This window comes from Streptacidiphilus sp. MAP12-16, assembly GCF_041262165.1.
Classification (GTDB): Bacteria; Actinomycetota; Actinomycetes; order Streptomycetales; family Streptomycetaceae; genus Streptacidiphilus.
Window position 1 is genome coordinate 39,803 of record NZ_JBGCBY010000029.1, and the last position, 24,653, is coordinate 64,455.

Sequence of the window (24,653 nt, forward strand, 5' to 3'; positions counted from 1 at the left end):
AGAACGCCATGACCGTCCTCGACACCCGCACCCTCAACCGCGCGACCCTCGCCCGCCAGTACCTGCTCGAGCGCGCCCGCACACCGACCCGCGACGCCGTGGCCCATCTGTGCGGAATGCAGGCACAACAACCACAGGAGCCGTTCATCGGCCTGTGGTCCCGGCTCCACGCCTTCACGACGAACACCCTGGACGACCTGCTGACAGGGCGGGAGGTCGTGCGCACACACCTGATGCGCCGCACCGTCCACCTCGTCACCGCCAACGACGCGCTGGCCTGGCGGGCCCGCCACGACACCATGCTGCGCAAACGAGTGCTGGCCACCTACCGACGTGAACTCGCCGGTATCGACCCCGACGAGGTCGCCGCAGCGGGCAGAGCGGTCATGGCCGACCACCGGCCCCGCACCATGGCCGAACTCGTCCAGGCACTCCAGGACCGCTGGCCCACGCCACCGCGCCGCGCCCTGGGCGAACTACTCGTCGCCGCCCTGATTCCGATGGCCCAACTCCCGCCCCGCGGCCTGTGGCAGACCACGGCAGGCGTGCGCAACCTGCCCCTTGCCAGCTGGCTCGGACGCGACCTCGACCCGGCTTCCCCCGACCCGACCGACCCGACCGGGCAACAACTGGTACGGCGCTACCTCGCCGCGTACGGGCCCGCCGCCACAGCGGACATCCGCTCCTGGTGCGGCCTCGCCGGGCTCCCCGCTGCCGTCAAAGCCGTCCGCGAAGAACTCGTCACCTTTCGCGATGAACGCGGCCGCGAACTCCTCGACCTGCCCGACGCACCGCGCCCGCACCCCGACACCCCCGCGCCGGTCCGCTTCCTCCCGGCCTTCGACAACGCGATCCTCGGCTACCACGACCGCAGCCGCATCATCGACGACGCCCACCTCGGCCTCTCCGTCGCCGGCCTCCGCGCCGTCCTCGTCGACGGACGCGTCTCCGCCACCTGGACCCTGCACCACAACCAACTCGCCATCACCCCACTCCGCCCCCTCTCCGCCACAGACCAGGAAGCCGTCCACGCCGAAGGTCAAGCCATGGCCACCTCCCTGGACCCAGGCATCGATCACATACACATCGAAGCCACCAACGGCTGAGACAGGTGTTCGCTCGTGAATGCCGCACACCCGGCGTGACCTGGCGGGACCCGTGCCGTAGGACTTCCGTAAGCAGCCGTTGCACCCTCACCGCGCCCCGGACGCTGTCTCATGGAGGCGTCCTACACGCGACGCGCCGACCATGTGCGGCCTCTTCGGACCGCCGGGCGGCCCATCGGAGAGTGAGCGGAATGCCAAACTCATCGAAGCACTCCCGCGGCAACACACCGCGCCCACAGGGCCAACGCCTGCTGCGGGGGCTGCTCGGCGCACTGAGCGGGCTGCTCGCGGCCTTCGCCGCGCTGGCCGTCGCCGAGTTGGCGGCGGTTCCCGTACGGCCGCAGGCGAGTCCGGTCACGGCGGTGGGCGAGGCCGTCATCGACCAAACGCCAGGCGCGTTGAAGGACTTCGCGGTGCGCAACTTCGGGACCAACGACAAGCTGATACTCCAGCTTGGCATTCTGGTGCTGCTCGCCCTCTTCGCCATGACGCTCGGTCTGCTGGCGATGCGGTGGCGGCGAACCGGCTCCACCGGGGTGCTCGCCTTCGGTCTGCTCGGTGCGCTCGCGGCCAAGTCCCGCCCGGACGCGGGTTCCTACGACGCGCTGCCGTCCCTGGTCGGCGCGGTGGTCGGCGCGGCAGTGCTCTACTATCTCGCCGGACGGCTGGAGTGGCGGTCGAGATCGTGGCAGCCGAGCATGGTGGGCGCGCCGGCCGCGTCTCCGAGCGGGGCCTTCGACCGACGCGGCTTTGTCCTGCTCGCGTTGGCCACATCGGCCACCTCGACCGGGGCGGGGCTCCTGGGCCGCAAACTCAACGATGCCGCGGGCGCGCAGGCCGTCGCCTCACGCGCCGCGGTCGCGATCCCCACCCCGCACACCACGCCCGCCGCGACCCCCAAGGGCGTCGACCTGAAGATCCCCGGCCTCAGCCCCTTCATCACCCCCAACCCGGCCTTCTACCGGGTCGACACCGCCCTGGTCGTCCCGCAGGTCGACGCCAACCACTGGCAGCTGCGGATCCACGGCAAGGGCGTGACCAAGGAGTTGAACCTCAGTTACAAGGATCTGGTGGCACGGGGCGTCGTCGAACGCGACATCACGCTGATGTGCGTCTCGGACGAGGTCGGCGGCTCCTACGTCGGGAACGCCCGGTGGACCGGCGTCCCGCTGGCGCCGCTGCTGCGCGAGGCAGGGGTCCGGCCGCCGTCGCAGGGCGGCCCCGCCGACCAGCTGCTGGCCCGCTCGGTGGACGGCATGATGATCGGCAGCCCGGTGGAGACCGTCCTGGACGGCCGCGACGCCATCCTCGCCGTCGGCATGAACGGCGAGCCGCTCCCCTTCGCCCACGGCTTCCCGGTCCGCATGGTCGTCCCCGGCCTCTACGGCTACGTCTCGGCCTGCAAGTGGCTGCAGGACCTGGAGTTGACCAGGTTCACCGACTTCGACGCGTACTGGGTCAAACGCGGCTGGTCCGCGCAGGCCGCCATCAAGACCGAGTCCCGTATCGACACTCCCAAGTCCTCCGGCAAACTGACGGCGGGGAAGATCCCGGTGGCGGGTGTCGCCTGGGCCCAGCACAAGGGCATCCAACGGGTCGAGGTGCGAGTGGACGGCGGCCCCTGGCAGACCGCCGACCTCGCCGCCGAGGACAGCACCGACACCTGGCGCCAGTGGGTCTGGCAGTGGCCCGCCACACCCGGCTCGCACCGCCTGGAGGTACGCGCGACCGACCACACCGGCTACACGCAGACCGACCAGAAGGTCGATGCCCGACCGAACGGCGCGACCGGCTTTCACTCCGTCACCGTCAACGTCACCTGACCGTGCCGGTCATGCACGCCGGCGATACGCGCGGCTCACAACCTCCGGTTGCCGTCCGCCAGTTCGCGCAACCGGCGGCGGTCCAGCGGTGAGGGACGGCGGTCGAGCCGGGACGACAGCAGCGCCGCCGCCCGGTGGTGCTGCCCCGCCGCGATCAGTGCGTACAGCCATGTCTCCTCGATGACCTCGTGCTGTGCCGCGCTGCCGCCGAGCGCGGCCAGCCGGGGCGTCACCAGTTCCAGCAGCCGCCCGGCTTCCTGCCAGCGTCGCTCGGTGACCGCCGCCAGGGCCTCGCACATCGGGGCGATGACCTCGGCGAACTCCGGCCGGTCGTCGTCCTGCGCCCGGCGGCCGAGGCTGCCCAGCCGGTCCGGATCGCCTGCGGCGGCCAGAGCCAGCGCCGCGTGCATGGCCGTGAACCCGGTCGCGGGCTTGTCCAACCACCCCGCGGGGACGGCCTCGAGGACCCGGTCCACGGGCAGCGGTCCGCTCCAGCGACCGGCCATACGGCAGCGCCACAGCAGTGACGCCGAGTCGACCAACGCCCGTGCGCCGGTCACCTGGGGCGGCGCCAGCTGTTCGCGGTAGCGGCGGGCCAGCGCAGGCTGGTCGTCGAGCATCAACTCGTGCAGGGCGGCGTGCCAGGAGAAGTGCGCGCCCTGGTTGCAGCCCGGCGCGTTCCGCGCGATCCAGCCGTCGAGCCACTCCAGTCCGGCCCGGTGCTCACCGGTCTCGTAGAAGACGTGAGCCCGTGCGTGGACCGCGTGGCCGGCCGTCGGCTGAGCGTCGAGCGCCCGCACCGCCAAGGAGTCCGCCTCCTGCCAGCGCCGCTGCTCCTGGCGGACGAACGCCAACTGGCCCAGATACCACCAGTCCTGTCCGTAGGCGGGGGCGAGGGACTCCACCAGCGCCCAGGTCCCGCAGCCGCGGACCACTCCGTCGAAGGAGATCGTCGGCACCGCGACGCTCACGGCGAGAGCGTCCCGGGGGAACTGTGCGATGTGCCCGAGCAGCGCGGCCGCCCCCCGCTCCGCCGGCGCGGAGATCCGTGCGTCGACGCAGGCCACGTAGCTGCGTTCGCGCTCGTCGGCACGCCGAGCGGCAAGGGCGCGCCGGGCCGCCCGGAGCGAGCGGTCGACGTCGCTGCCGGCCGCGCCCTCGCGTGCGAGCAGGGCGAGCGTCGCGTGCGCGACAGCGAAGCCGGGGTCCGCCGCGACGGCCTGCGCGAGCAGGTCCTCGGCGCCGCTGCGTAGTGCCAGGACCCGTCGCAGACCCCGGTTGTAGAGTCCGGCGGCCTCGTGGGTGGTGCTCAAGCGCAGGCCGTAGGGGTCTCGCGGATGTGCGACCGCCCTCCTGCGGGTGCGTTCGAGCGAGCCCACCACCGCCTTGGCGACCGCCTGCGCCTGAGCGCTGATCTCGGGGACGGCGGTGGTCTCGAGCAGGTTTCCCCGTCGTAGTGCGCCAAGGGTCCACAGCGGTGCGCGCGTTCGGCCCTGGACGGAGCCGGAGGCGACCACGCTGCCGTCGGGGGCGGTGTCGAGGCCGAGCCCGGCGGGACCCGGCCGGGCCAGGCCGCACGCGAGGAGATCCGCCACCAAAGGGTCGTCGACCGTGCGCAGATCCGCGGGCGAGCCGGTGCAGTTGACCACCGCTCCCACCGTGAGGAGCCGGCCGTCGGCCAGCCGCACCCGGATCCGGTCGTCGTGCGCGGTCACGTCGGCCACCTCGCCCGGGCCGATTCGCAACCGTCCCGCGGCCACGGCGGCGTCCAGGGCGTCCGCGCTGCTCGGGGGCATCCGGTGGCGGTGGACCTCCCAGTCGCGCAGGTCCTCGCGCAGCAAACGCGCACGATCGGCGTCCGACAGCTGCTGCCACAGGGCGGCGGTCAGCGGGCGGAGACTGTCGACGCCCGGCCGCCAGTCACCGAAGAGGCGTCGGCTGCGCGCGATCTGGTGCCGTACGAGCCGACGGAGCCGAGTCAGGTCGCAGTCAACAGGCAACGGAGGTCCGGGCATTGACGCAGTCGGGGTCCTGGCGTGGACCTGGGGCGTCAGGCCGTGCCGGGACACCGCGTGCAGGGTCCGGCCGGGGAGCTCCAGCGCCAGCGCCACGTCGACCATGGTCAGTCCGGTGCCCACGAGCAGCACGTCCGCGTCCGGCGGCACGTCGGCGAACGCACCGGCCGCCCAGGGGTCTGCGACGAATCCCGGCGCTTCGCGAAGCCCCAGCGGCGCCCAGGCGCAGTTGGCCGGGAAGTTGCCCAGCGCCAGCACCGCCCCGTCGGCGCGCAGCGTCCGCCCCGAAGGGAACGAGAGCACGATCCCGGCTCCCTCGCGGGCCACCCGGACGACCCGTTCGTGCCCACGCCGCAGCCGACCGGTGTCGCTGGTGCGCGCGGCCTCGTCGAGGACGTCGGAGAGGTAGTGCCCGAACCAACTCCGTGGGACGAATGCGTCAGCCCCGGCCTCGGCGTGGCCGGCACCGCCGAGCCAGCGCACGAAGTGGTCGGGCCGCTCGCGGTAGGCGCTCATCCCGCCCGCCGGCACGTTGACCAGGTGCGTGCCGGCCTCGGTGCCGTAGGCGACCCCTCGACCCGCTGCCCGGGCCGGATCGACCAACCAGACGTCGAGGCTGAGCCGGCGGCGGTCGGCGTGCTCAAGCAACCGCGCAGCCGTCAGCGTGCCTGCCGCCCCAGCGCCCACGATCGCGACGCAGTGTGCACTCTCGATCCCCATCAGTGACCCCCTGATTCTCCCCGCGAGCCTTTCGCATTCCGCACGGCCGCACTTGTAGAAATGCTAATGGTCCTGCCGCCAACAATTCCGGCGACGAGATTCAATGGCCAAATCGGCATGCCGCCGACTGAATGGCTGGCAGGCGGGAGTGGCAATCCGACCTGCATAGATGCCACCCAAATGGCTCGGGAGGGCAGCAATTCAAGCCATCCATCCGGCGAATTATGTTGAAATTTCACTCGCATAAGAGAAGACATAGAACAGTGAACGAATTATTTTGATGTCCTCCCTGGGTATGCAGGGCGCCCAGGTCCGCGTGTGGGGGTCCGAGATTTTACGATTCCTTTGCAACCGGGTCCGGCCCTGCGTCGTCTCTCCCCCTCGATCCGGCACACAGCCACCAGATGAGAGACAGAGAGAAGCCGTTCATGCGCACAAGTCCCCTCACAGCCGCCGCCCTGGCCTGCACCGTCGTGTTGCTCGGAGCAGCACCCGCGATGGCCGACACCTCGCCGGCCCCCACCAAGAGCGCCAAGCCGACGAGCACCCCGGCGGCGCCGACTCCGGCCCCGACGACGAGCGCGTCACCGACGGCGGCCCCCGCCCCGACGACGGCGCCGTCCGCAGCGCCCTCGCCGAGCGCCGGCCAGGTCGGCGTCGTGCCCAAGGGCGCGCCGGACACCGGTGTGCCGCCCGTGGCCGCCGGGGACGGCAACGGCGGGATGCTCACGGGCGCGGCACTCGCCGGGACGCTGGTCGTCGGCGGCGTCGGTACGGTCATGCTGCGCCGCAGGGCGAAGGCCCGGGGCTGACTCTTGACTGCACCCGACACAACGGCTTGCCATCGTGACCGGAAGACCGTGCGGTCCGCGACCGCGCTGCTGACGCCACTGGTCGCCGCGGCGCTGCTCTCCGGACTCGCCGGGTGCGGGACCGGGGCCGCGAGTGCGGGAGGCGCCGCGCCGTCCGCCGGCAGCAGCGGCAGCAGCAACAGCACTGACGGATCCTCACCTGTGGCTGCCGGAACGCCGTCTGCGGGCCCGCTCGCGCGGTCCGTCCCGGTGCGGCTGGAGATCCCGAGCATCGGGGTCGACACCCCTGTCATCCCGCTCGCGCTGGCCTCGGACGGCAGCGTGGACGTGCCGCCGATCGAGGCGCACTCGCCGGCGGGCTGGTACCAGGGGTCCCCGACACCGGGCCAGGTGGGTCCCTCAGTGATCCTGGCGCATGTGACGGTCGGTCAGTACGGGGACGGGGTCTTCCTGCACCTGGCCCGCCTGAAGCCGGGCGACCGCGTCGTCGCCATGCTCCAGAACGGGGCGTCGGCGGTGTTCACGGTGGACTCGGTGCAGACGGTCGCCAAGTCCCGCTTTCCCACCAGCGCGGTCTACGGGAACGTCAACCACCCCGCGCTGCGTCTGATCACCTGCGGCGGCCCGCGTGGGAGCGGAAGGAGCGGATACCCCGACAACGTGGTCGTGTACGCCTCCCTGGCATCCGCGAGCCGGTAAGTAGCCGGGTCCCGGGCCCGCAGGCCCCCGAGCCTGCGGGCCCGGGACCGGCTTCCCCTCGAAGACAAGGACATCGTTGACCCGGTCCCAGGACAGCGCAGCGTCCGAGCTGTTCGCCGCCCTCTATCCGCGCCTCGCCGGTTGGTGCCGCCGTCTGGTCGACGACGACGGCACCGCGCACGAGATCGCCTCCGAGGCGTTCACCCGGCTCTGGGCGCGCTGGACCAAGGTGGAGGAGCCGCGCGGATTCCTCTACGTCACGGCGGCGAACCTCGTCCGCGACCACTGGCGGAAACTGGAACGGGAGCGGAGGGCCATGCGTCGAGCAACCTCGGAGGAAGTCGTGAAGCTGCAGGGCGAGCGTGCCGACTCTTCCGTGCGCCTGCTGGTCCAGTCGCTGCCGGAGCGCCTGCGTACGCCCGTCCTGCTCTACTACTACGCGGACCTGCCGGTCCGGGAGGTCTCGGCGCTGATGGGACGGAACGAAGGGACGGTCAAGGCCGATCTCCACGCGGCCCGGGAACTGCTGCGCTCCAAGCTCGGGGGACATCTTGATCAGACACGTTGACGGCCCGGACGACGACCATGAGGACCACGACGACGACCTCGCAGCGCTGCTGCGACCCGACGCCGAGTTGCTCCTAGCGCTGCCGGGCTCGTTCGAGCGGATCCGCAGCAGGGCCGCGAGGCGCCGCCGGGTGCGCGCTGCCGTCGGCGGCGGGCTCGCTGTCGCGGCGGCCGCAGCCATCGCCGGACCGCTGTACCTGACCGGACTGTCCACGCACGCCGCACCGGCGCCGCCGTTCGCGCCACCGGCCACCAGCACCCAGGCGCCGCGCACCCCGACGCCCACGCCCACGCCGACTCCCACTCCGGCCCCCTCCAAGCCGAGCGGATCCCCGACGAAGAACGGGGTCAAGCCGCCGTCCACCGCCCCGAGCCCGATCAGCGCCCCCGGGGTCACCAGCGCTCCCAGCACCGCCGGTCCGACGCCAGGCGCAACTGTCCCGCCCGCAACGCCGAGCAGTTCCCCCTCCGCCACCACATCGGTCAGGCCGACAGCTGTCGCCGCGACGGGCGGAACCGGCGTGGGTCACTAGGAGGGTCCAGATCCAGGCCGGATCAGGGCTTTCGGGCCACCACGCAGATCTGCGGGAGCAGGTCACGGGCGGCGACCACGTCCTCGGGGTCCGGCCGCCACTGCTCGCAGTAGACCACTCCCGGGTCGATGATCTCGAACCCGTCCAGCAGCGCGGTGACCTCCTCCAACGAGCGCAGCTTCATCGGCGCGACCGTGCGGGAGTACGTCTCGGCGGCCCGTTCGTTGCGCTCGGCGGACTCGGGCATGTGGGCCGCGTGCGACAGCGCCAGATAACTGCCGGGGGCCAGCGCGTCGCGATAGGCCGCGACCAGCGCGGCAGCCTCGTCGTCGTCGGGGACGAAGTGCAGTACGGCGCTCATCAGCAGCGCGATCGGCTCGCCGAGCCCGAGCAGCAGCAGCCGGTTGACCTCGGCATCGGCCAGGATCGCGGCAGCGTCACGCAGGTCGCCGTGGACGACCACGGCGCGGTCGTTGCCGTCCAGGATCTCCCGGCTGTGCGCGATGGCGACCGGGTCGTTGTCGACGTAGACGACCCGTGCGGTCGGGTCCACACCCTGGGCGATCTCGTGCACGTTGCCGACGGTGGGGATGCCCGAGCCCAGATCGAGGAAGTTCCGGATACCCGCGCCGACCAGGTAGCGCACCGAGCGTCTCAGGAACGCCCGGTTGACGCGCATGATGTCGGGGAGTTCCGGCGTGAGTTCGACGACGTGACGCGCCGCCTCCCGGTCTGCGGGCAGGTTGTGGTTCCCGCCGAGGTAGAAGTCGTAGATCCGGGCGATGCTCGGCCGCTCCGGGTCGACTCCCTCGGGTATCCACGTCTGGTCCGTCATGGTGTCCTCTCCGATGGCTGCTTCGTCCTGGCCCCGGGTCCGGCCGGATCGAGTTCGAACCAGACGATCTTCCCGGTATCGGTGCGGTTGGTCCCCCACCGGTGCGACAGGGCGCTGACGATCGACAGCCCGCGCCCGGTCTCGCCCAGCGAGTGCACCGTCTGCTGGACCGGGAGGGTGTGGCAGTCGTCGTGGACTTCGCAGGTCAGCGTGTCGGTGTAGAGCAGGCGCAGGCCGATGGGGCGGGAGGCGAACCTGGTGCTGTTGCCGATCAGCTCGCTGACCAGTAGCTCGGCCACGTCGGTGAGGTGCCCGAGCTCCCAGCCCTCCAGCGTGCGGCGGAGCAGGCGTCGGGCCTGGCCGGCCGCCGGGGGCGCGGGCTCCAACGCCCAGGAGGCGACGTTGCGGGCGGGGATGCCGTGGAAACGGGCCATCAGCAGGGCGGCGTCGTCGCTGCGCGGCTCGGTGTCCAGCGCGTCGATCACCGTGTCGCATACCTGTTCCAGCGGTACGCGGGTGGCCGGCAACGCCCCCCGGAGGATCTCCAGGCCGTCGCCGACGTCGCGCTTCGGGGTCTCGACCAACCCGTCGGTGAACAGCACCAGAGTCTCGCCGTCGGCTATCTCGAACTCGACGGTGTCGAAGGCGTGGCCGCCCACGCCGATGGGCACGCCGGTCGGGATATCCAGCAGGCGGCCCGGCTCCCCGGGCCGGGCCAGCACGGGCGGCAGGTGCCCGGCGTTGGCGATCGCGCAGCGCCTGGTCACCGGGTCGTATATGGCGTAGAGGCAGGTCGCGAGGTGCGTGTCGGACAACCGCCGCGCGGCCTCGTCCAGGTGCCGCAGCAGTTCGTGCGGCGGCAGCCCGAGGAAGGCCAGTGTCTGCACCGCAGTGCGCAGCTGACCCATCATCGCGGCCGACGTGACGCCGTGGCCCATGACGTCACCGACGACCAGGCCTATTCGCTTGCTGGGCAGCACCATCGCGTCGAACCAGTCCCCACCGACCTGGAGCACGTCGTTGCTGGGCAGGTACCGGAAGGCGATCTCGACGCCGGGGAGCTGGGGCGGGAGCTGCGGGAGCAGGCTGCGCTGGAGCGCTCCGGCCAGTTCCAGCACCGATTCCGCAGGTGGGGTCCCCGCCGTCGCGTGCGGCCGCACGCGATGCGCGGCCACTTCCCCGCCCGCTCCCGCGTCCACGCCGTCGGTCAGGTCTCCCCGCGCGTGCTCGTCCGGATCCGCCTGTTGGTACAGCTCAAGCATTGCCGGAACACCTCCCACGCAAGTCCTGCCCGAGTGCTGCCGAAGTCCGCAGAGAGCACTCTACTGATCGCGCTCCGAGCCGGGGGTGACGCATGGGCATGATTGCGCACCACGCGACTCCGTATCCTGCCCCGGCCGGCGCGTGGTGGTCCAGACCTGCGGGAGGCTACAGCGGGCGGGCGTTCCGGCCCGGCCCGGGCCTACCAGGCGATCGGGAGCGTCTCGACGCCGTAGACGACCGCGTTCGGCCGGAACCGGATCTGCCCGAAGGGAACGGCCAGGCGCAGTCCGGGCAGCCGTCGCAGCAGGGTCTCCAGCGCGATCTGGAGCTCCAGTCGGGCGAGCGGCTGACCGAGACACTGGCGGACGCCGAAGCCGAACGCGAGGTGCCGCCGGGCGTCGCGCTCGACGTCGAGCTGATCGCCCCAGGGGAAGACGGAGCCGTCCCGGTTGGCGGTGGAGAGCATGCACACCGCGCCCTCCCCCGCCCGGATCGTCCGGTCCCCGATCTGAATGGTCTCAGGCCCCGAACAGGGAGAACCGCTCGGTCAGGCGGAGTCCGGGAGGGCCAGCCAGTCCTGCCAGGAGAGGTCGCGCCCGATGTAGCGCGGTCGCTCGAACGGCCATGCCTCGGCGATCCACTGCGGGACGAGCGCGTCCAGCGCTTGTTCGAGGTCGGTACCGACCTTGTCGTCCACCACCCACCAGGAGATCTCCGCGTCGGCGCCGGCCTTCTCCGGCGGATCGATGTAGACGCAGCCGAGCAGGGCGGTGCCCGCGTCGTCGAACAGCGCGTAGTTGAAGGACTTGTGGGCGGCGATCTCGACCTCGTGCCGCACCAGGTCCTCCCGGTCCTGCTCATAGGTCATGGTGGCCGGCGGCCACCCCCATGCCTCGCCGAAGATGGACCACAGGCGCTTCCGCGAACCCATCACGGCCGGATAGTCGAGATCGGTGTCCGCGCCTGCGATCGGGCGCAGGTGGTGGCCCCCGGGGAGCGCCACACGCACGGGATGGACGAAGTCAGCAGGTAGCCAGGTCATGCGCCGGAGGCTAACTGACGCTCCGCCACCCCGCACCTGGTTAATCTCGGCGGGACGAGTGCGGCCCCCGCCACTTCCGCAGCGGCGGGGGCAGGACTCCGGGACACAGCGAGTGCTCTGCACCTCGGCACATCGGATACCGGCCGCGGCCCGGTCAGGGCGCCGCGGCCGGGCTTCCGGGGACTGGTGTCAGCGGGCGGCGTAGTCGCTGACCACGGTCATGGCCTTGTCGGAGAAGTCGAACATGGCCTGGTTCTCCCAACCGTCGCCGGAGGAGGCGTTGGTGGGGTCCCAGCCGTTGCCCGCGACGACGGTCCAGGTGGGTTCCCAGTAGAACGCGCCCCAGCCCAGGCCGCCGGGGACCGCCTGCACCACGGAGAGCACGTCACGGAAGTTGGCCGCCTGCCCGGCCGGGGTCGCGGCATAGCCGGCGTCGAGGGTGGTGTTGGTCGCGGTCACCGAGTTGGTCTCGGAGTCGCCGTTGGCCATCGTCCACGGGTAGGCGGTCTCGGCGACCACGACCGGCTTGCCGAAGGTGGCGGCGAGGTCGTCCAGGGTGGTCTGGAGCTGGTCGAGCGGGCCGTGCCAGTAGTCGTAGTAGGAGAGCCCGATCACGTCGAAGGGCACGCCGTAGTTCACCGCGTTCTGGTACCAGGCCTTGTCGGTGGCGTCAGCCGCGCCGTTGGCGATGTGCAGCATGATCTTCGCCGAGGAGTCCGCCGCCTTCACGCCGCTGATACCGGACTTGAGCAGCGCGGCGAGCTGGCTCCAGTTGGAGGTCGAGCCGTAGGACCAGAGCATCCCTCCGTTGATCTCGTTGCCGGTCTGCACCATGTCCGGCGCGGTGCCCTGGGCGACCAGGTCGGCGACGATCTGCTTGGAGTAGGTGTAGACCTGCGTCTCCAGTTGGGCGAGGGTGTCACCGGCCCAGGCCGACGGGATGGCCTGCTTTCCGGGGTCGGCCCAGGTGTCGGAGTAGTGCAGGTCGAGCAGCAGCCCCATGCCCTTGGCCTTGACCTGCTTGGCCATGGCGAGCAGTTGGGTCTCGTTGTTGAAGCCGTCGACGGGGTTCACCCACACCCGCAGGCGTGCGTAGTTCATTCCGGCGTTGCCGAGGATGGTCAACGGGTCCTGCTTGGTGCCGGAGGAGTTGTAGTAGACCCCGCCGAGATTCTCGCCGCGCTGGAGGCTGGAGACGTCACCGCCGCGGACCGCCAGCGAGGCGTAGCCGGAGGTGAAGCTGATGTCGTCGAAGTTGGCCCAGTTACCGGCGTTGGCGTCGGAGACCAGGTTGATCGTGCACTGGTTGTTGCTGACGGTGGTGGAGACGACGATCCGGACCCACTTGCCGTCGGCCATGGTGGGGACGTAGGTCTTCTTGTCCGTGCCGCCGCAACCGGTGAGCCCGACGTAGACGGAGTTCTGGCCGCCGCCGGAGCGGACCCACGCCGTCAGCGTGTAGTTCCCGTTGGTCAGCCCGCTCAGGTACTGGTACGTGTTGACCGAGTACGCGGAGGCGGAGTAGTGCGCGAGGCGGTAGCTGCCGCTGTGGCCGCCCGCTTCGGTGTAGGAGGCTGCGCCGGTGCCGTTGGCGGAGTAGGTGCTCCAACCGGTCGGGGTGGCGGTGCCCTTGCCGTCGGCCTCGAAGCCGCCGTTGGTGACGGTGGCCGCCGCGTGCGCGATCGTGGCCGGTGCGCCGACCAGCAGGGTGACCGCGAGCAGTGCCGTCGCGGTGAACGCCCGGGTGAATCTGGACATCAGGCGAGACATCGACATCGTCCTCTCTGACGATGGGATGGGGTGGGGGAGGTGGTGCTCCCGGCTGCGCGACGGTGACGCCCCGTCAGCCGAAAATCAGGAGCTCAGGAGACCAGGAGCTCAGGAGACCAGCAGCTCAGGAGGTCAGGAGGGCAGGAGCTCAGCGGGCGGCGTACTCGTCGACCACGGGCAGCGCCTTGTCCGAGAAGTCGAACATCGCCTGGTTCTCCCAACCGTCGCCGGAGGAGGCGTTGGTGGGGTCCCAGCCGTTGCCCGCGACGACGGTCCAGGTCGGCTCCCAGTAGAAGGCGCCGAGCCCCATCCCGTTCGGGACGGCCTGGACGATGGACTGCACGTCGCGGAAGTTGGCCGCCTGCCCGGCCGGGGTCGCGGGATAGCCGGCGTCGAGGGTGGTGTTGCCCGCGTTCACCGAGTTGGTCTCGGAGTCGCCGTTGGCCATCGTCCACGGCGCTGCGGTCTCCGCGACCACGACCGGCTTGCCGTAGCGGGACGCCATGTCGTCCAGCGTGGTCTGCAGCTGGTCCAGCGGCCCGTGCCAGTACGAGTAGTACGAGAGTCCGATGACGTCGAAGGGGACGCCCTGCGCCACGGCGTTGTCGAACCACCAGCGCGCGCCGCCGTCGTCGGCGCCGTTGGCGATGTGCAGCATGATCTTCGCCCGCGGGGCGGCTTCCTTGACACCGGCGATGCCGGCCTTGAGCAGCGAGGCGAGCTGGGGCCAGCTGGTGCTGGAGCCGTAACTGAGGCCGAACGGCCAGAGCATGCCGCCGTTGATCTCGTTGCCGGTCTGCACCATGTCCGGCGCGGTGCCCTGGGCGACCAGGTCGCGGGTGACCTGGTACGAGTAACTGCGTACCTGCGCCTGCAGCTGTGCCGGGGTGTCACCGGCCCAGGCCGACGGGACGGCCTGCTTGCCCGGGTCGGCCCAGGTGTCGGAGTAGTGCAGGTCGAGCAGCAGCTTCATGTGCCTGGCCTTGACCTGCCTGGCCATGGCCAGTAGTTGGGCCTCGTTGTCGAAGCCGTCGGCGGGATTCACCCAGACCCGCAGCCGGGCGTAGTTCATGCCCGCCCTGCCGAGGATGTCCAGGGCGTTCCGCTGGCGACCACGGCTGTCGACGTACGTGCCGCCGAGCTGCTCGCCGCGTTGCAGGCTGGAGACGTCGCCACCGCGGATCGGCAGCGAGGCCTCGCCCGGGGTGAGGCTGATGTCGTCGAAGTTGGCCCAGTTGCCGGCGTTGGCGTCGGAGCTGAGGTCGATGGTGCAGTGGCCCGCGGTGACGGCCGTGGAGACCACGATCCTGACCCACGTGCCGTCGGCGGTGGTGGGGACGGCGGTGCGCTTGTCCTCGCCGCCGCAGTCGGTGAGCCCGACGGTGACGGAGTTCTGGCCCCCTCCGGAGCGGACCCACGCGGTGAGCGTGTAGTCGCCCCGGCGCAGATGGTCGAGCTGCTGCCGGGTGGTGACCGCGTAGGCGGAGGCCGACCAGTGGCTGAGCCGGTAGCCGCCGGTGTGACCGCCGGCCTCGGTGTACGAGGCGTTGCCGGTGCCGTTGGCGGAGTAGGTGGTCCAGCCGTGCGGGGTGGCGGTTCCCGTGCCATCGGCCTCGAAGCCGCCGTTGACGACCGAACTGGCCGCCGTGTTCGCCGACGCGGGGACTGCGGCGAGCAGGCCGGTGGCGAGCGCCGCCCCTGCGGCGAGCCCGGACGTGAGCTTGGATACCAGGCGTGACATCGGCATCGTCCTCTCTGACGATGGGGAATGGGTGGGTGGGGATGCCGACCCCCGGGGAGGGGCTGTGGCGGTGGTCGGCACCCCCCGACCGGTCGGCGGCCCCTCAATGCCGCCGACCGGAAGTCCGATGGCGCCGAGCTCCGAGAGGCTTGGTCAGCCTCGGGGCTCGTCGCCGGGCTCGCGGTCGAGCCGCACCACCCGGACGCCGCCCACCGGGACGCAGAGGCGTCCGACGGTGCGCTCGCCGGTGAGCAGCTCGGTACCGGGCACCGGCAGCGGCACCTTGGTCTCGGCGGCCGTGTGGTTGATCGCGAACAGGTAGCTGCCCTGCTCGCCCTCGCGGTGCACGATCTCGACGTCGCGGGGCAGGTCCTCGCGGTCGTCGAGGCGGGTGTCCTGGGAGGCCAGCGCCAGGACCCGGTCCAGGTCGGCGGGGGCGAGGCGGGTGGAGACGTACCAGGCGTGCCCGGCGCCCAGCGCGTGCCGGGTGACCGCGGGTCCGCCGGCCGCGGGGCCGTCGGCGTAGCGCCAGACGGTGTCCGCACCGCGCGGTACGACGGTCTCCGTCCAGACGTCACCGCTGAGCAGACCGCCGCCCGTCATCGCGGCGTCACCGCTCAGCGCCACCTGCCGGCCCGCGCGCAGCGGGAGGAACTCCTCGACGGTCAGGCCGAGGACGTCACGCAGGGCACCGGGGTGCGCGCCGGGGTGAACGGTGTCGGTGGCGTCGACGATGCCGGAGAAGTAGGACACGACGAGGACGCCGCCCTGCTCGACGTAGCGGCGCAGGTTCGCCGACGCCGCCTCGGTCATCAGGTACAGCGAGGGGACCACGACCAGCGGGTAGGCGGCGAGCTCGGCCTCCGGGTGGGCGAAGTCGACGGTGAGGTGCCGGTCGTAGAGGGCCTCGTACCAGGCGTCGGCCCGCTCGTCGGCGCTGTGGTCCTCGGTGGGGCGCCACTCCATGTCCTCCGCCCACCAGGAGTGCCAGTCCCACAGCACCGCCACGTCCGGACGCACCCGGCTGCCCTGGATCTCGGCGAGCCTGCCCAGGTCGGCGCCGAGGCGCACGACCTCGCGCCAGATCCGGCTGTCGGTTCCCGCGTGCGGCAGCATCGTGGAGTGGAACTTCTCCGCGCCGAAGCGGGATGCGCGCCACTGGAAGAACATCGCGCCGTCCGAGCCGCGCGCGACATGGGAGAGGCTGTTGCGGGCCATCTCGCCCGGGCGCTTGGCGATGTTGCGCGGCTGCCAGTTCACGGCGCCGGTGGAGTGCTCCAGCAGCAACCACGGGGCGCCGCCCGCGACGGAGCGGGTGATGTCGGCGGACATGGCCAGGTTGACATGGGTGCGCTCGGCCTCGGCGACCAGGTAGTGGTCGTTGGACACGACGTCGACCTCGCGGCCCCAGGCCCAGTAGTCGACACTCCGGCACTGGCTGAGCGCGGTCATGAAGTTGGTGGTGACGGGCACGCCGACGGAGAGGCGGTGCAGGATGTCCCGTTCGGCGGTGAAGTTGGCGAGCATCGCGTCGCTGGTGAAGCGCTTGAAGTCGAGCTGCTGGCCGGGGTTTCCGGCGGTGGGGGTGCGGCGAGGCGGCTGGATCTGCGCCCAGTCGCTGTAGCGCTGACCCCAGAAAGTGGTGCCCCAGGCCTCGTTGAGCGCGTCCAGGGTCTGGTGGCGCTCGCGCAGCCAGCGCCGGAAGTCCTCCGCCGAGATGTCGCAGTAGCACTCGGAGACGGGCGCGCCGTACTCGTTGTGGACGTGCCACATGGCCAGCGCGGGGTGGTCCGCGTAGCGCTCGGCGAGCCTGGTGGTGACGGCCGTGGCGGCCTCGCGGTAGGCGGGTGAGCTGTGGCAGATCGCGCCGCGCCCGCCGAAGGCCAGGCGCTGGCCGTCCTTGGTGACCGGCAGGGCCTCGGGGTGCCGCTGGTAGAACCAGGCGGGCGGCACCGTGGTGGGGGTGCCCAGGTCGACCGCGATGCCGTGCTCGTGGAGCAGTGCCAGCAGGCGGTCCAGCCAACCGAAGTCGTAGACGCCGGGGGCGGGTTCGAGCAGCGCCCAGGAGAAGACGCCGACGCTGACCATGGTCACGCCGGCCTCACGCATCAGCGCCATGTCGTCGGCCCAGACCTCCTCGGGCCACTGTTCGGGATTGTAGTCACCGCCGAACGCGAGGCCCGATCCGCTGAGCCGGGTGGTGATGGGAGGCATGGGCTTCTCCTGCGCCGAGGGCGGGTGACTGGGAACGGCTGACTGGGAACGTGCACACGCTAGCCGATACCCCAGCGCCTCTGGCAAGTAGAAAGTTGTTGGAACTTGTTTACCTTCATGCCCGATATATCCGACTGGCGGGGGATCAGGCACCCGGAAAGTCGAAGATAACCGGATGGCAACAAGTCTTGACACATGACGTGTGGGTTTCCGTACTGTGAACGCTCACAGCGATAGGAGACAGTCCGCAGGGTGCGGACGTCCTCGTCCGTGGGAGTGTCCATGCCTTTCTCGATGCACCGTCGCCTCGCCCTCGGCGTCACCGCCGTCGGCGTCGCCACCGCTCTGCTCACCGGCTGCAGCAGCAGCGCGTCGACTTCCTCCAAGGGCGCGAGCGCCCAGGACACGTCCTCCGGTCCGGTCAAGCTCACCTACTGGGCCTGGGCCCCCGGGCTCGACCAGGTTGCCGCGATCTGGAACAAGTCCCACCCCAACATCCAGGTCACCGTTGAGAAGCAGGCCTCCGGCGACGACCTGCTCACCAAGGTGATCACCGCGGCCAAGGCGGGTGGCGCCCCCGACCTCGTCCAGGCCGAGTACCAGGCGCTGCCCACCCTGGTCAGCAACAACGTCCTCGCCGACATCTCCGGGCAGGACGGCTCCGCCTCGGCGAAGTTCGCGGCCGGCATCTGGAAGCAGGTCACCCTCGGCAGCAACGCCGTCTACGCGATCCCGCAGGACAGCGGACCGCTGATGTTCTACTACCGCAAGGACCTCTTCGCGAAGTACGGCCTGACCGTCCCCACCACCTGGGACCAGTTCGCCGCCGACGCGAGAACCCTGCGTCAGAAGGACCCGACCAAGTACCTCACCACCTTCTCCAGCAACGACGCCGGCCTCTTCGCCGGGCTCGCCCAGCAGGCCGGCGCCTCCTGGTGGACCTCCAGCGGCGACACCTGGAAGGTCGGCATCAACGACGCCGCCACCCAGAAGGTCGCCGGCTTCTGGGGCGGCCTGGTCAAGGACGGCTCCGTCGACAACCAGCCGATGTACACCCCGGCCTGGAGCAAGGCCCTCAACGACGGCACCCAGATCGCCTGGGTCAGCGCCGTCTGGGCCCCCGGCGTCCTCAGCAGCAGCGCGCCCGCCGCCAAGGGCAAGTGGGCGATGGCCCCGCTGCCGCAGTGGACCGCGGGCGCCGACGTCACCGGCAGTTGGGGCGGCTCCTCCACCGCCGTCACCAACAACTCCAAGCACCGGGACGCGGCCGCGCAGTTCGCGCTGTGGCTGAACACCGACCCGACCGCCGTGGCCGCCCTGGTCAAGGACTCCTATGTCTACCCGGCCGCCACCGACGCGCAGAGCGGCAGCGCCCTCGCCACAGCGCCCGACTACTTCTCCAACCAGCCGGACTTCTACACCACCGCCGCGAAGATCGCGGCGACGACGGCCCCCGCCGCCTGGGGCCCCAACGTCAACGTCGCCTACAGCGCGTTCAAGGACAACTTCGGCAAGGCCGCGCAGAACAAGAGCGACTTCCTGGCGGCGCTGACCGCCATGAGCCAGGCGACGTCCGCCGACATGCAGAAGCAGGGCTTCAAGGTCGCCGGCTGACCCCGGTCGCGCTCGCTCCGCGACTCCCCCGCTCCTCCGCCCGGGCGCACCTGCGCCGTCGCCCGGGCGGAGGTCCCAGCTCCCCCACTCCGACCATCCACACCGACCGCCCACCCGGACCGCCCACCCCGACCGCCCGCCCCGACAACCGCCTGGAACGGAGCCGACCCCCATGGCCACGGCCGCCCCACCCAGTCGCCCGGCACGCCGCCCCCGCAACGGCAGCGCACCCCGCCTCGCGCCGTACGGCTTCATCGCACCCGCAGTCGTCCTGTTCACCCTGCTGCTCGCGCTGCCCGTCGGCTACGCGGGCTACCTCAGCCTCCGCAAGATCCACATCCAGGGTCTGGGACTCGGCCCGGGGGCGCGTTCCGAAGGCTGGGCCGGGCTCTCCAACTACGCGTCGGCGCTCACCGACCCGGACCTGCTCGCCGGGACCCTGCGGGTCCTCTTCTACGGTGCGATCCTCGTCCCCACCATGCTGGGACTGGCCCTGCTCTTCGCCCTGCTCCTGGACGCGGACCGGACCCGGCTGCGCGCCTTCTCCCGCATCGCCATCTTCCTGCCGTACGCCATCCCCGGCGTCGTCGCCAGCCTGCTCTGGGGCTTCCTCTACCTGCCCACGACCAGCCCCGGCTACTTCCTGCTCGGCAAGCTCGGCATGAGCGCACCCCAACTGCTGTCGGGCGGCGGCCTCTACGTCGCGCTGGCGAACATCGCGGTCTGGGGCGGCACCGGCTTCAACATGATCGTGATCTACACCTCGCTGCGCTCCGTCTCACCCGAGCTCTACGAGGCCGCCCGCCTCGACGGCGCGAGCGAGCTGCAGATCGCCCTGCGGATCAAGATCCCCATGGTGCTCCCCTCTCTGGTCCTCACCTTCTTCTTCTCGATGATCGCCACGCTGCAGGTGTTCAGCGAACCCACCACGCTGGGCCCCCTGACCAACGGCATCTCCTCCACCTGGAGCCCCCTCATGAAGGTCTACCGCGACGCCTTCGTGCGCGGCGACATCTACTCGGCCTCCGCCACCTCGGTCGTCATCGCCGCAGTCACCCTCGCTCTGTCCTTCGGCTTCCTCAAGCTGGTCGGCCGCCGCGCCTACGGGGAGGGCCAGTGACGACCACTCAGCTCACCACCGCCCGCGGCCGCTCCACTGCCGCGTCCGCCGTCCGGCCGACCCGCCGGATCGGCTGGGTGCCCACCCTCGGCCTGCTCGCCGGAGCCGTCTACTGCCTGCTGCCCGTGATCTGGGTGCTGGTCGCCGCCACCAAGAGCAGCGCCCAGCTCTTCTCCACGTTCACCCTGCTCCCCGGCAGCGGCCTGCTCGCCAACCTGCGCGACCTCAGCGCCTACCGGGGCGGCGAGTTCTGGCACTGGATGCTCAACTCGGCCTTCTACGCCGGATTCGGCGCGCTGCTCTCGGCCGCACTGTCCGGCGTGACCGGCTACGCCCTCGCCAAGTACCGCTTCGCCGGACGCAACGCCGTCTTCAACATCCTGCTCGCGGGCGTGCTCATGCCGCCGGTCGTGCTCGCCATCCCCCAGTACCTGCTGATGGCCAAGATCGGCCTCGCCGACAGCTACTGGTCCGTCCTGCTGCCCAGCATCGTCAGCCCGTACGGCATCTACCTCGCCCGGATCTACGCCGCCGGGGCGATTCCCGACGACGTCATCGAGGCCGCGCGGATGGACGGCGCCTCGGAGTGGCGGCTGTTCCGGACCATCGCGATGCCGATGATGGCACCAGGTCTGGTCACCGTGTTCCTCTTCCAGTTCGTGGCCATCTGGAACAACTTCCTGCTGCCCTTCATCATGCTGGGCGACGACAGCAAGTTCCCGGTCACCGTCGGCCTGTTCACCCTTCTCAAGCAGGGCGCGGCCGCCCCCGCCCTCTACACCCTGGTCATCACCGGCTCGCTGATCTCCGTGCTCCCGCTGATCGGGCTCTTTCTCTCGCTCCAGCGCTATTGGCGCCTCGACCTGCTCTCCGGAGCCGTAAAGTCCTGACCAGGCCCCCTCAACAACCCCCGAGGAACCAGCACCTGATGACCGATCCCGCCGGCGGGCGCCGCCGCCCACCGACCATCCACGACGTGGCACGCGAGGCCGGCATCTCGCGCGGCACCGTGTCCCGCGTGCTCAACGGCGGACACAACGTCAGTCCGGAGGCGCTCAGGGCCGTCAACGCGGCCATCCAGAAGACCGGGTACGTGGTCAACCGCCACGCGCGCAGCCTGGTCACCCAGCGCTCGGACTCGGTCGCCTTCCTGCTCACCGAACCCCAGGACCGCTTCTTCGAGGACCCCAACTTCAACCTGCTGCTGCGCGGCTGCACCACCGCGCTCGCCAAGCACGACATCCCGCTGCTGCTGATGATCGCGGGCACCGAGGAGGAACGCCGCCGGATCGGCCGCTACATCACCTCAGGGCACGTCGACGGGGTGCTGCTGGTCTCCTCGCACTCCGGGAACCCCATGGTCGAACGGCTCCGCGAGGCGCAGATGCCGGTCGTCGCCTGCGGCAAGCCGCTCGGGCACACCGGGACCACCGCCTACGTCGCGGCCGACGACCGCGAGGGCGCCCAGTCCATGGTGCGTCACCTCCTCGCCACCGGCCGCCGCCGCATCGCCACCGTCACCGGACCGCTGGACACCCCCGGCGGCGTGGACCGGCTCTCCGGCTACCGCGAGACCCTCGCCGACGCCGGGCTGCCGTACGACCCGGCGCTGGTGGCCGAGGGCGACTACAGCCGCGCCGGCGGCGAGGCCGCGATGGCGGCGCTGCTCGCCACCGCCCCCGACCTGGACGCGGTGTTCGTCGCCTCCGACCTGATGGCCGACGGCGCCCTGGCCGCGCTGGAGCACGCCGGCCGCCGCGTGCCGGAGGACGTCGCGGTCGGCGGCTTCGACGACTCCACCATCGCCGCCACCACCCGGCCCCCGCTCACCACCGTCCGCCAGCCCTGGGAGCGCATCAGCGCGGAGATGGTCCGCCTCCTGCTCGCCCTCATCTCCGGCGAGCCGCCGGCCTCCGTCATCCTCCCGACCGAACTGGTCCAGCGCGCCTCCGCGTGACCGGCAGGGGTTTTGGTCGCGTCCGTCCGGGCACCATGAATGGATAAGCAGAGGGATCGGTGATCTGCGTCGTGGCGAAGGAGGCCTCAGCCATGGCAACGTCAGCGGCCGCACCCCAACCCTCCGTACCGGCGCGCCGGCGGCGGTTGAGCGCCGCACTGGCCCGCCACCGTAACCCGCTGCATCGGCGCAGCGACTCCCTGCGTGTCTGGCTGCGCATCGTGCTCGCGCTGAGCCTGGCCGTAGCCGCGGGACTGTGCACCCTGCTCGGCATGACGCTCTACCGGAGCGACCGCGCCGCCGCCGCGGTGACCGCCGCCCAACTGCACCACGTGCAGGCGGTGGCGCTCACCGGCACCACCCAGACCAGCACGGACGCGACCGCGTTGCTGCGCTGGGCCGATCCGAACGGCCACCCGGACCAGGGGACCGTCTCTGTGCCCATCAGCACCGTCCAGGGCGAGCAGCTCCAGATCTGGATCGACGCCCAGGGACACCCGGCCACCGCTCCGGCCTCGGCGACCGAGGCCGCGGGCAATGTCGCCGCCTTCTCCCTGGGCATCCTGGCCGGCTCGGTGCTGCTCCTGACCGGCGGCTACTCCGTCGCCCGCCAGCAGCTCGACCGTCGGACACTGCGGGCCTGGGAGCGGGAGTGGGACCAGGTCGAGCCCGCGTGGACCGGACGCCACTAGAACGCCGCCTGGAACGCAATGAAACCGATTCGGAATCGATAAGTTCCTACACGTATGTCGCATTTATCCTGTATCTGTCTGAGTACCTGTCGCTCGGCACCCGACTCACTGGACATCGCCGACCGGGGCACGGTCGGACGTGGGGTGACCTGTCATGGCAACAGCGACTGCTCCTACCGGGAACGCTCCGGTCGGCCTCAAGCGTGACATCGGCCTGATTGGTCTGACCTGGACCTCTGTGGGCTCCATCATCGGTTCGGGCTGGCTGTTCGGGGCCCTCTTCGCCGCCCAGGCCGCCGGTACCGCCTCCCTCATCTCCTGGGGTATCGGGGCGGTCGCGATCATCATCCTCGCATTCGTCCACGCGGAACTGGGCGCCGCCTACCCGGTCTCAGGCGGCACCGGCCGATTCCCGCACTACGCGTTCGGCACCGCGGCCGGAGCGTCCTTCGGTTGGTTCTCCTGGCTGCAGGCGGTGACCGTGGCCCCGATCGAGGTTCTGGCCGCACTCAACTACCTGAGTGTGCACGCGACCTGGATCCAGTCGGGCAAGAACCACCTGACCGCCGGCGGCTACGCGCTCGCAGTCGCCTTCATGGCGCTCTTCGTGGTCGTCAACTTCTTCGGCATCCGCATCCTCGCGCACACCAACAGCGCGGCCACCTGGTGGAAGATCGGCGTTCCGCTGCTGACCATCTTCGCCCTCGCGATCGCCGCGTTCCACGGCAGCAACTTCGGCTACCAGGGCTTCTCCCCGTTCGGAGCCAAGGGTGTGCTCTCCGCGGTGAGCACCAGCGGCATCATCTTCGCACTGCTGGGATTCGAGCAGGCCGACCAACTCGCCGGCGAGAGCCGCAACCCGCACCGGGACATCCCGCTGGCGGTCATCGGCTCCATTCTGATCGGCGCCTTCATCTACATCGCCCTGCAGGTCGCCTTCATCGGGGCACTGCCGCACAGCGCCTTCGCCCAGGGATGGTCAAACCTGACCTTCACCGCCAAGGCAGGTCCGTTCGCCGGACTGGCCACGACGGTGGGTCTCGGCTGGCTGGCCACCGTGCTCTACATCGACGCGGTCATCTCCCCGGCCGGCACCGGCCTGATCTACACCACAGCCACCTCCCGGGTCTCCTACGGGCTGTCGCGCAACGGCTATGTGCCCGGGATCTTCGAGCGCACCACCAAGCGCGGCGTGCCCTGGTTCGGACTGCTGTTCGCCTTCGTAATGGGACTCGTGGTCTTCCTGCCGTTCCCGACCTGGCAGAAGCTGGTCGGCTTCATCACCTCGGCGAGTGTGCTGATGTACGCCGGAGCCCCGCTGGCCTTCGGCGTGCTGCGCAAGTCGGACCCCGACCGGCTCCGCCCGTACCGGCTGCCCGGGGGCGGCTTCTGGTCCCCGGTGGCCTTCATCGTGGCCAATCTGATCATCTTCTGGTCCGGCTTCGACACGCTGTGGCGCCTCGGCATCGGCATCGTGCTCGGCTATCTGCTGCTCGGCGCGTCGGCCTACTTCAAGCTCAACGCCCGGACCCCGCACCTGGACTGGAAGTCCGCCCAGTGGCTGCCCGCGTACCTGATCGGCCTGGGCGTGATCTCCTGGCAGGGCGGCTTCTGCAGCAGCGGCCCGGCGTCCACCGTCTCCTGCGGTGCGACCGACAACATCCCGCTGTGGTGGGACATCCTGGTCGTTTCGGCCTTCAGCCTGGCGATCTACTACTGGGCCCAGGCGCTCCGGCTGCCCGCCGCGGAGACGCAGGAGTACATCGGCTCGGTCGAGGTCGAGGAGGAGCCCGGGCACAACTGAGCAGGCAACAAAGGACGGCCGTCGGCGCACACGCCCCCGCGCGCCGACGCGCCGCAAGTACTCGGTCAGGCGTGCTGCGGAACCTCCTCGTTCTTGAGCGAATCGCGGATCATCTGGCGCAGCTCAGGAGTGTCCGCGTGTTCGTGCACCGAGACTGCGTGCTCGGTTGCGGCGCGGACGACCTCTTCCTCCTCGCCCGCGATAGTGAGGCTGCAACCGGAGACACTGGGATGGTCCCGGCAGTCGGCAACCTTGCGCATGATCAACCTCCCGGCACCCAGCAGTGCCGCGGTCCCCGGCGGGCCAGGCGCTGGCCGGACGACCGA

The 24,653-nt window shown here is 70.8% G+C and carries 21 protein-coding genes; 12 read left to right on the plus strand and 9 right to left on the minus strand.

The features are described 5' to 3' along the window. The first annotated feature begins 8 nt into the window (after positions 1 to 8). Both ABIA33_RS30275 and ABIA33_RS30280 read left to right on the plus strand, forming a co-directional pair. Positions 9 to 1,106 (plus strand): winged helix DNA-binding domain-containing protein, encoded by a 1,098-nt coding sequence (locus tag ABIA33_RS30275; RefSeq protein WP_370085868.1) that lies wholly within the window; start codon positions 9 to 11, stop codon positions 1,104 to 1,106. Positions 1,107 to 1,297: 191 nt separating this feature from the next. After that, positions 1,298 to 2,929, plus strand: a complete 1,632-nt coding sequence (locus tag ABIA33_RS30280) for a molybdopterin-dependent oxidoreductase (protein ID WP_370085869.1) — start codon at positions 1,298 to 1,300, stop codon at positions 2,927 to 2,929. Positions 2,930 to 2,964: 35 nt separating this feature from the next. On the opposite strand, the gene ABIA33_RS30285 is transcribed toward ABIA33_RS30280, so the two are convergent. After that, positions 2,965 to 5,664: an FAD/NAD(P)-binding protein gene (locus tag ABIA33_RS30285; RefSeq protein WP_370085870.1), complete on the minus strand. Its 2,700-nt coding sequence runs from the start codon at positions 5,662 to 5,664 to the stop codon at positions 2,965 to 2,967. A gap of 428 nt (positions 5,665 to 6,092) precedes the next feature. On the opposite strand from ABIA33_RS30285, the gene ABIA33_RS30290 reads away from it, so the two are divergent. The 4 genes from ABIA33_RS30290 (at position 6,093) to ABIA33_RS30305 (ending at position 8,275) form a co-directional block, all read left to right on the plus strand. Then, entirely contained in the window at positions 6,093 to 6,476 is a 384-nt protein-coding gene (locus ABIA33_RS30290) for a sortase-dependent protein (protein ID WP_370085871.1), read from the plus strand. 48 nt (positions 6,477 to 6,524) lie between these two features. After that, a complete protein-coding gene (locus ABIA33_RS30295) occupies positions 6,525 to 7,175 on the plus strand; it encodes a class F sortase (protein ID WP_370085872.1) in 651 nt (216 codons plus the stop codon). 76 nt (positions 7,176 to 7,251) lie between these two features. After that, entirely contained in the window at positions 7,252 to 7,743 is a 492-nt protein-coding gene (locus ABIA33_RS30300) for an RNA polymerase sigma factor (protein WP_370085873.1), read from the plus strand. Next, positions 7,727 to 8,275: a hypothetical protein gene (locus ABIA33_RS30305; RefSeq protein ID WP_370085874.1), complete on the plus strand. Its 549-nt coding sequence runs from the start codon at positions 7,727 to 7,729 to the stop codon at positions 8,273 to 8,275. Before ABIA33_RS30300 ends, ABIA33_RS30305 begins: the two co-directional genes overlap by 17 nt. Before the next feature lie 22 nt (positions 8,276 to 8,297). Here the strand turns inward: ABIA33_RS30305 and ABIA33_RS30310 are convergent, their stop codons facing one another. From ABIA33_RS30310 to ABIA33_RS30340, 7 genes are all read right to left on the minus strand, one after another. Next, positions 8,298 to 9,110 (minus strand): SAM-dependent methyltransferase, encoded by an 813-nt coding sequence (locus ABIA33_RS30310; protein ID WP_370085875.1) that lies wholly within the window; start codon positions 9,108 to 9,110, stop codon positions 8,298 to 8,300. After that, on the minus strand, positions 9,107 to 10,372 hold the full coding sequence (locus ABIA33_RS30315) for a SpoIIE family protein phosphatase (RefSeq protein ID WP_370085876.1): 1,266 nt from the start codon (positions 10,370 to 10,372) through the stop codon (positions 9,107 to 9,109). Before ABIA33_RS30315 ends, ABIA33_RS30310 begins: the two co-directional genes overlap by 4 nt. 200 nt (positions 10,373 to 10,572) lie before the next feature. Then, complete coding sequence (locus ABIA33_RS30320) at positions 10,573 to 10,887, minus strand: cytochrome P450 (protein WP_370085935.1); 315 nt, start codon at positions 10,885 to 10,887, stop codon at positions 10,573 to 10,575. Positions 10,888 to 10,920: 33 nt separating this feature from the next. Beyond that, the gene (locus ABIA33_RS30325; RefSeq protein ID WP_370085877.1) at positions 10,921 to 11,415 is read right to left on the minus strand and encodes an N-acetyltransferase; all 495 of its coding nucleotides are present in this window, start codon (positions 11,413 to 11,415) and stop codon (positions 10,921 to 10,923) included. A gap of 189 nt (positions 11,416 to 11,604) precedes the next feature. Further along, complete coding sequence (locus ABIA33_RS30330) at positions 11,605 to 13,185, minus strand: glycosyl hydrolase 53 family protein (RefSeq protein WP_370085878.1); 1,581 nt, start codon at positions 13,183 to 13,185, stop codon at positions 11,605 to 11,607. A gap of 148 nt (positions 13,186 to 13,333) precedes the next feature. Continuing rightward, positions 13,334 to 14,926: a glycosyl hydrolase 53 family protein gene (locus ABIA33_RS30335; RefSeq protein WP_370085879.1), complete on the minus strand. Its 1,593-nt coding sequence runs from the start codon at positions 14,924 to 14,926 to the stop codon at positions 13,334 to 13,336. 153 nt (positions 14,927 to 15,079) lie between these two features. After that, positions 15,080 to 17,140: a beta-galactosidase gene (locus ABIA33_RS30340; protein ID WP_370085880.1), complete on the minus strand. Its 2,061-nt coding sequence runs from the start codon at positions 17,138 to 17,140 to the stop codon at positions 15,080 to 15,082. A 282-nt stretch (positions 17,141 to 17,422) separates the two neighbouring features. Here ABIA33_RS30340 and ABIA33_RS30345 point away from each other — a divergent pair, with 282 nt between their 5' ends. From ABIA33_RS30345 to ABIA33_RS30370, 6 genes are all read left to right on the plus strand, one after another. Beyond that, positions 17,423 to 18,754 (plus strand): ABC transporter substrate-binding protein, encoded by a 1,332-nt coding sequence (locus ABIA33_RS30345; RefSeq protein ID WP_370085881.1) that lies wholly within the window; start codon positions 17,423 to 17,425, stop codon positions 18,752 to 18,754. A gap of 172 nt (positions 18,755 to 18,926) precedes the next feature. After that, positions 18,927 to 19,874, plus strand: a complete 948-nt coding sequence (locus tag ABIA33_RS30350; RefSeq protein ID WP_370085882.1) for a carbohydrate ABC transporter permease — start codon at positions 18,927 to 18,929, stop codon at positions 19,872 to 19,874. 68 nt (positions 19,875 to 19,942) lie between these two features. Further along, positions 19,943 to 20,764 (plus strand): carbohydrate ABC transporter permease, encoded by an 822-nt coding sequence (locus ABIA33_RS30355; RefSeq protein WP_370085936.1) that lies wholly within the window; start codon positions 19,943 to 19,945, stop codon positions 20,762 to 20,764. A gap of 38 nt (positions 20,765 to 20,802) precedes the next feature. Continuing rightward, positions 20,803 to 21,831 carry a LacI family DNA-binding transcriptional regulator gene (locus ABIA33_RS30360; RefSeq protein WP_370085883.1) on the plus strand — a complete coding sequence of 343 codons (1,029 nt, stop codon included), beginning with the start codon at positions 20,803 to 20,805 and terminating at the stop codon, positions 21,829 to 21,831. 92 nt (positions 21,832 to 21,923) lie between these two features. Then, the gene (locus tag ABIA33_RS30365) at positions 21,924 to 22,523 is read left to right on the plus strand and encodes a hypothetical protein (RefSeq protein ID WP_370085884.1); all 600 of its coding nucleotides are present in this window, start codon (positions 21,924 to 21,926) and stop codon (positions 22,521 to 22,523) included. 154 nt (positions 22,524 to 22,677) lie between these two features. Next, complete coding sequence (locus ABIA33_RS30370) at positions 22,678 to 24,327, plus strand: APC family permease (protein ID WP_370085885.1); 1,650 nt, start codon at positions 22,678 to 22,680, stop codon at positions 24,325 to 24,327. A gap of 65 nt (positions 24,328 to 24,392) precedes the next feature. On the opposite strand, the gene ABIA33_RS30375 is transcribed toward ABIA33_RS30370, so the two are convergent. After that, positions 24,393 to 24,587 (minus strand): DUF1059 domain-containing protein, encoded by a 195-nt coding sequence (locus ABIA33_RS30375; RefSeq protein ID WP_370085886.1) that lies wholly within the window; start codon positions 24,585 to 24,587, stop codon positions 24,393 to 24,395. Between the last annotated feature and the right edge of the window lie 66 nt (positions 24,588 to 24,653).

Bases quoted from the DNA above. Each gene is read 5' to 3' on its own strand.
- ABIA33_RS30275 (WP_370085868.1), top strand. From the start codon at position 9: ATGACCGTCCTCGACACCCGCACCCTCAACCGCGCGACCCTCGCCCGC.
- ABIA33_RS30280 (WP_370085869.1), top strand. From the start codon at position 1,298: ATGCCAAACTCATCGAAGCACTCCCGCGGCAACACACCGCGCCCACAG.
- ABIA33_RS30285 (WP_370085870.1), bottom strand. From the start codon at position 5,664: ATGGGGATCGAGAGTGCACACTGCGTCGCGATCGTGGGCGCTGGGGCG.
- ABIA33_RS30290 (WP_370085871.1), top strand. From the start codon at position 6,093: ATGCGCACAAGTCCCCTCACAGCCGCCGCCCTGGCCTGCACCGTCGTG.
- ABIA33_RS30310 (WP_370085875.1), bottom strand. From the start codon at position 9,110: ATGACGGACCAGACGTGGATACCCGAGGGAGTCGACCCGGAGCGGCCG.
- ABIA33_RS30315 (WP_370085876.1), bottom strand. From the start codon at position 10,372: ATGCTTGAGCTGTACCAACAGGCGGATCCGGACGAGCACGCGCGGGGA.
- ABIA33_RS30325 (WP_370085877.1), bottom strand. From the start codon at position 11,415: ATGACCTGGCTACCTGCTGACTTCGTCCATCCCGTGCGTGTGGCGCTC.
- ABIA33_RS30330 (WP_370085878.1), bottom strand. From the start codon at position 13,185: ATGTCTCGCCTGATGTCCAGATTCACCCGGGCGTTCACCGCGACGGCA.
- ABIA33_RS30335 (WP_370085879.1), bottom strand. From the start codon at position 14,926: ATGTCACGCCTGGTATCCAAGCTCACGTCCGGGCTCGCCGCAGGGGCG.
- ABIA33_RS30340 (WP_370085880.1), bottom strand. From the start codon at position 17,140: ATGCCTCCCATCACCACCCGGCTCAGCGGATCGGGCCTCGCGTTCGGC.
- ABIA33_RS30345 (WP_370085881.1), top strand. From the start codon at position 17,423: ATGCCTTTCTCGATGCACCGTCGCCTCGCCCTCGGCGTCACCGCCGTC.
- ABIA33_RS30350 (WP_370085882.1), top strand. From the start codon at position 18,927: ATGGCCACGGCCGCCCCACCCAGTCGCCCGGCACGCCGCCCCCGCAAC.
- ABIA33_RS30360 (WP_370085883.1), top strand. From the start codon at position 20,803: ATGACCGATCCCGCCGGCGGGCGCCGCCGCCCACCGACCATCCACGAC.
- ABIA33_RS30365 (WP_370085884.1), top strand. From the start codon at position 21,924: ATGGCAACGTCAGCGGCCGCACCCCAACCCTCCGTACCGGCGCGCCGG.
- ABIA33_RS30370 (WP_370085885.1), top strand. From the start codon at position 22,678: ATGGCAACAGCGACTGCTCCTACCGGGAACGCTCCGGTCGGCCTCAAG.
- ABIA33_RS30375 (WP_370085886.1), bottom strand. From the start codon at position 24,587: ATGCGCAAGGTTGCCGACTGCCGGGACCATCCCAGTGTCTCCGGTTGC.